The organism is Flavobacterium sp. (assembly GCF_043722275.1).
Taxonomy (GTDB): Bacteria; Bacteroidota; Bacteroidia; order Flavobacteriales; family Flavobacteriaceae; genus Flavobacterium.
The window spans coordinates 1-1,679 of sequence record NZ_JAYSPC010000039.1; the positions used below are offsets into that span (position 1 = coordinate 1).

1 protein-coding gene is annotated in these 1,679 nt (G+C 30.4%); it reads right to left on the bottom strand.

Translation table 11 applies throughout. The features are described from left to right. Positions 1-177: 177 nt before the first annotated feature. Entirely contained in the window at positions 178-1,209 is a 1,032-nt protein-coding gene (locus tag ACHZDT_RS05105) for an IS110 family transposase (RefSeq protein WP_394773566.1), read from the bottom strand. Positions 1,210-1,679 lie beyond the last annotated feature (470 nt).

Below are 1,679 nucleotides of genomic sequence, written 5' to 3' on the forward strand. Positions count from 1 at the left end.
GCAAGGTTTTTAAAACCTTGTAGGTATTCATTTATATTTTTTAAAATTTGAAGGTAAGCGTTGAGTGTAATTATTTCAAACACATAGATTCTGTGTTGATTTTCAAATTAAATCTATTATTTTTTTTTACTTTTGTAACTAAGTCAGTTTAAAACTAGACTCTATAGCGTGTTTAAGTCATTGTACTTGCACGCTATTTTTTGTTTTTCTATATTCTTTATCATAAGCTACTTTGTTTTTAAATAGTGTATAAGTCATTTCTAGTAATTTTCTTTGAACCGCTACCAATCCTTTCATTTTTATACCATGTCTTGAGACTAATCTGGCATATAATTCTCGAAAGTTATCGTCCCATTTTACAGCTGTTAAGGCTGGAAAATGCATTGCTCTTCGCAAAGAAGTGTTTCCTTTTTTTGATATTCTGGGTTTTGCTTTTATCGATGTTCCTGATTGCTTTTCTTTTACATCAAGTCCGGCATAACTTGCTAATTGTTTTTTATTTCTGATCAATTCAAATCCATTTGTTTCAGCCAAAATTATTACTGCTGTTAATTCCCCAATTCCGGGTAATGTGCAAAGAATATCTATTTCTTTGATTAGGTTCTGATCGGTTTTTACAATCTGGGCAATATCGTCTTTAATCTCTTTTTCCTGACTACTTAAAAAACCAATTCTTGATTTTATTCGTTTTAAACTTTTTTCATTTGGCTCTGCTTCTGATAATTCTGCATGTAATTGATTTTTTGCCGAAGCTCGTTCTGTAACTATTTGGTCTCTCTCACGGGTTAATTGCTGCAGGTTTTTATAAACCGCTTTTGGACGTTTCCATAAATCTAATTTCCTTTCCAACCCAAATTGAGCGATGGATTGTGAACAGGTTTTATCTGTAATAGTTTTTAAATCCAATGTTCGGATATAATTGCTAATCTTATTGGGCAATATTATACTGAGCTGATAATTATTCGTATCTAAATAATAGGCAAATCTCTGATGATAAACACCTGTGGCTTCCATTACATAAAGAACTTTCACCTGATCATTGGTCAGCTTTTTTACCCAATCTGTTAAGGATATAAATCCTTTTTCTGTGTTTTTAAAAACCTTATAGGCATACAATTCAATGCTTAAATCACTAAACATTCTCCCTAAAGTAACCACCAATTCCTTTTGGGCTATATCAACCCCAACTATTTGTTTTAATTCTTTCATAACTTTAAAGTTTAATTTTATAAAGTGATGAATCTTCCTTCGTCTTTTCTCCTGATCGATATTCTGGATATTAGGATTTACCTAATTCCTTACATTCTGTTCAGACTCTAAAAGATCAAAAGGAATGAGGATATTTCTATGTGCCAATATGTTTCTCTGAACTATTTAAATACATATGTTCTCTCATTCCTTTTCACTTCACATTTCAAAATTATTAACTTTTAAAGTTAAAATCAATAACTTCGCAAACATAGGAGAAACATAGATTTGCGAAATGTTGAAAAAAAGCATTTCACTTGCATTAACATCACGATAGCCATGCTACATGTAGGTACAAATATTATAAGTCAATTTTAAACACGAATTTCACAAATTTGCACAAATTTTAATCGTTAGCTTAGTTTGTGAAATTAATTTCACGAACGAATTAGTTGTAATTAGTGAAATTCGTGTTTGTTTTTATACTTATG

What these genes read in the sequence shown, in the direction of transcription:
- ACHZDT_RS05105 (WP_394773566.1), bottom strand. Translation starts at nt 1,209, where the DNA reads ATGAAAGAATTAAAACAAATAGTTGGGGTTGATATAGCCCAAAAGGAA.